The sequence below is a fragment of the Saccharopolyspora sp. genome (assembly GCF_017434145.1).
Classification (GTDB): Bacteria; Actinomycetota; Actinomycetes; order Mycobacteriales; family Pseudonocardiaceae; genus Saccharopolyspora_C; species Saccharopolyspora_C galaxeae.
Map to the genome: position 1 here is coordinate 1 of NZ_JAFRFW010000749.1, position 2,578 is coordinate 2,578.

Genomic DNA, 2,578 nt, shown 5'->3' on the forward strand with positions numbered 1-2,578 from the left:
GGGGCGCAGCACGGCGAGCATCCGGCGCAGGTGCTCGCGCTCGGCCTCGCTGAGATCGGCGAGGTCCCGGTGCCGGAGCACCTCGTCCTCGCTGGCCGCGGCCTTGATCGGGTCGGAGTCGGACTCCTCGTCGCCGTCTCCGGAGCTCAGCGCGGCGATCTTGGTGCGCTGCCGGATGCTCGGCGCTTCGCCGAGCCCGGGCATCTCGGACTCGCCGAACCAGGCGGCGAACGCCGCGTCGTAGCGGTCCAGGTCCTCCGGGTCGGCGCACAGCGTCAACCGCCCGGCCCAGTACACGCCGGACCGGTCGTGCAGCCCGGTGTGCCCGGTCGCGGTCAGGAACGCCTCGACCCGCGCAGGGCCGCACGACATGCCCGAGTACCGCAGCGCACGGGCGAACCCGACGAGACCGGCAACGGTGTCCATGCACCCATTCTGCCGTTCCGGTGGGTAGTGGATCGAGTGATGCACGTGCCCTCCCACCGAGGTCGGGTGGGTGCTAGGGAGTGGTCTGCGTAGTCCGGCGGCGCCGCTTCAGCCGCTGCTGTCGAGGAGTCCGGCCGCGCGCACCCGTTCGGCGTCTTCGCGGTACTTCAGCACCGCGCCGAGCGTCACCGCCGCGGCCTCCGGCCCGAGCTCGCCGTTGCCCAGGGCCAGCAGCGCCTGCGCCCAGTCCAGCGCCTCGGCCACGCACGGTGGCTTGAGCAGTTCCAGCTCCCGCATCCGCCGCACCGCCGAGGCCACCTGCTCGGCCAGCCGCTCGTCCAGCCCGGGCAGCCGGCGGCGCAGGATCGCGACCTCCCGTTCCAGATCCGGATGGTCGAGCCAGTGGTAGAGGCAGCGGCGCTTGAGCGCGTCGTGCACCTCGCGGGTGCGGTTCGAGGTGAGCAGCACGACCGGCGGCACGGTCGCCCGCACCTCGCCGTACTCCGGGATGCTCACCGCGTACTCGGACAGCACCTCCAGCAGGAACGCCTCGAACTCGTCGTCGGCGCGGTCGATCTCGTCGACCAGCAGCACGCACGGCGACTCCCGCAGCGCCCGCAGCAGCGGCCGGGACAGCAGGAAGCGCTGGGTGTAGAGGGAGGACTCCGCCGACTCCGGATCCAGCGAGCCGCCGGAAGCCGCCTCCAGCGTGCGCAGATGCAGCAGCTGGCGCGGGAAGTCCCAGTCGTAGAGCGCCTGCGCGGCGTCGATGCCCTCGTGGCACTGCAACCGGATCAGCTCCACGTCCAGCGCGCTCGCCAGCGCCTGCGCCAGCGCGGTCTTGCCGGTACCGGGCTCGCCCTCGCACAGCAGCGGGCGGCGCATCTTCAACGCCAGGAACGCGGCCGTGGCGATGCCCTCATCGGGCAGGTAGCCCGTCCCGTCCAACGCCGCGGCCACCTCGGCCGGCGAGCCCACGTCCAGCGCCTCATCGTCGTCCGCCATGCCGCGAGCGTATGCGAGCGCACCAGCCCCGCGGTGATCACGCCGGGCCGTGCGATGATCCTTCGCGGAGGTGCGGGCATGAGCCGGTTCGACGGGTTCCCGGGGCACATCGAGCGCTACGCCGGGAGGGTCCGGGGCGCGGACAGCAGGGAAACCGGCGGCAGGGACCGCGGCTACCACCTCGTCTACTGCGACGGCCACGACGGCTCGCACGTGACCGTGCTGACCAGCGGCCTGCGCGAGCACACCGCGGGCGCCCCGCTGCCGCAGGAGTTGCTGTGCACCGTGCACGCCGCCCAGGAACTGCACGGCAAGCACCTGACCGGAGTGATCGCGGAACCGCTCACCGAATCGGCCAGCCGCGTCGGCTACGGCGCGCTGATCATGAACGATCGCGCGCTGCTGCCGGAAACGGAGATCGCCGGGGCGCTGGCAGCTCCGCACCCGTACTTCGCCGACGAGTTCGACGTGCTGCTCGACGGGGACGGCAGGCCGGTGCTGCAGCTGATCACGCTGCTGCCGATCACGCGCGGCGAGGCGCAGCTGGTGTCCCGCTACGGCAAGGACGTGCTCTACGACCGGTGGGAGCAGAACGGCACCGACCTCACCGACGTGCGCCGCCGCTCCGTCGGCTGACTCCCGCAGTTCGCCACGGCTCGAACCCCGGGGTGTCCCCCACCCCGCGGCCGAAGGGTCAGGGAGCGATCCGGGGCACGCCCGGAGGTTCCGCGGACTCCCGCGGAGCAGAGTCGGCGGCATGACCGAAAACGTGCACATCGCAGCGCCCACCGCACCGGAGAGCAGCACCGGATCCGGCGGCTACCGCCGGTTCACCCGCAGCCGCAACGGCATGGTCGCCGGAGTGTGCGCCGGGGCGGCCGAGTACTTCGGCATCGACCCGACGCTGATCCGCGTGCTGCTGCTGGCCGCAACGATCCTCGGCTTCGGCACCGGGATCGTGCTCTACCTCGCCGCCTGGCTGCTGGCTCCGCAGGAGTGATCCGCGGTCACTTCAGCCGCGGCGCCTGCCGGACGAAGGTGTCCAGTACCCCGTCGGCGAGCTTCACCGGACCCGGCGTGCGCGGCTCGCCCGGCACCGTCCGCACCTGCTCGGCCCGGTCGGCCAGCGCACCGGCGGCGGCGAACC

General features: G+C 72.7%; 3 protein-coding genes and 1 pseudogene. 2 read left to right on the plus strand and 2 right to left on the minus strand.

Annotation, left to right across the window (positions count from 1 at the left end):
- Together IJH84_RS20365 and IJH84_RS20370 are read right to left on the minus strand one after the other, a co-directional pair.
- Positions 1–426: pseudogene (locus tag IJH84_RS20365) on the minus strand (hypothetical protein); the annotation flags it as partial.
- A gap of 108 nt (positions 427–534) precedes the next feature.
- A complete protein-coding gene (locus tag IJH84_RS20370) occupies positions 535–1,431 on the minus strand; it encodes a MoxR family ATPase (protein ID WP_295147650.1) in 897 nt (298 codons plus the stop codon).
- A gap of 78 nt (positions 1,432–1,509) precedes the next feature.
- Here IJH84_RS20370 and IJH84_RS20375 point away from each other — a divergent pair, with 78 nt between their 5' ends.
- Together IJH84_RS20375 and IJH84_RS20380 are read left to right on the plus strand one after the other, a co-directional pair.
- The gene (locus tag IJH84_RS20375) at positions 1,510–2,067 is read left to right on the plus strand and encodes a suppressor of fused domain protein (protein ID WP_295147653.1); all 558 of its coding nucleotides are present in this window, start codon (positions 1,510–1,512) and stop codon (positions 2,065–2,067) included.
- A gap of 121 nt (positions 2,068–2,188) precedes the next feature.
- Positions 2,189–2,431 carry a PspC domain-containing protein gene (locus tag IJH84_RS20380; protein ID WP_200068353.1) on the plus strand — a complete coding sequence of 81 codons (243 nt, stop codon included), beginning with the start codon at positions 2,189–2,191 and terminating at the stop codon, positions 2,429–2,431.
- Positions 2,432–2,578: the final 147 nt, after the last annotated feature.

What these genes read in the sequence shown, in the direction of transcription:
- IJH84_RS20370 (WP_295147650.1), bottom strand. Translation starts at nt 1,431, where the DNA reads ATGGCGGACGACGATGAGGCGCTGGACGTGGGCTCGCCGGCCGAGGTG.
- IJH84_RS20375 (WP_295147653.1), top strand. Translation starts at nt 1,510, where the DNA reads ATGAGCCGGTTCGACGGGTTCCCGGGGCACATCGAGCGCTACGCCGGG.
- IJH84_RS20380 (WP_200068353.1), top strand. Translation starts at nt 2,189, where the DNA reads ATGACCGAAAACGTGCACATCGCAGCGCCCACCGCACCGGAGAGCAGC.